Raw genomic sequence first — 372 nt, forward strand, 5'->3', positions numbered from 1 at the left:
TTTAGTTCGGCGGTGTCCTACTCTCCCACACTGGTTAGGGTGCAGTACCATTGGCGCTGGAGGGCTTAGCTTCCGGGTTCGGAATGGGGCCGGGCGTTTCCCCTCCGCTATTGCCGCCGAAACTTTATGAAACTGTCAAAACCCACTATTGGTGTGGGTTTGTGTGTTGTTTCAGAGTTGCATAGTGGATGCGATATCACTGTTTATGGTGATGATGTTTTAGTGTTGCGTGTACTTACCGGTGTGACACCCAAATGTTGTTGGGGTGTTGGTAAGTCCTCGGCCGATTAGTACCAGTCACCTAAACACCTTGCGGTGCGTACAGTTCTGGCCTATCAACCCCATGGTCTGTGGGGGGCCTTAACCCCGCTA

General features: G+C 52.2%; 2 rRNA genes. Both read right to left on the bottom strand.

The features are described from left to right. Positions 1–4: 4 nt before the first annotated feature. Positions 5–121: ribosomal RNA gene (gene rrf / locus GOEFS_RS15320) — 5S ribosomal RNA — on the bottom strand. A gap of 146 nt (positions 122–267) precedes the next feature. Then, positions 268–372, bottom strand: a 23S ribosomal RNA gene (locus tag GOEFS_RS23670); the annotation flags it as partial.

Origin of the sequence: Gordonia effusa NBRC 100432 (genome assembly GCF_000241305.1) — a bacterium.
In the GTDB taxonomy this organism is placed as follows: domain Bacteria; phylum Actinomycetota; class Actinomycetes; order Mycobacteriales; family Mycobacteriaceae; genus Gordonia; species Gordonia effusa.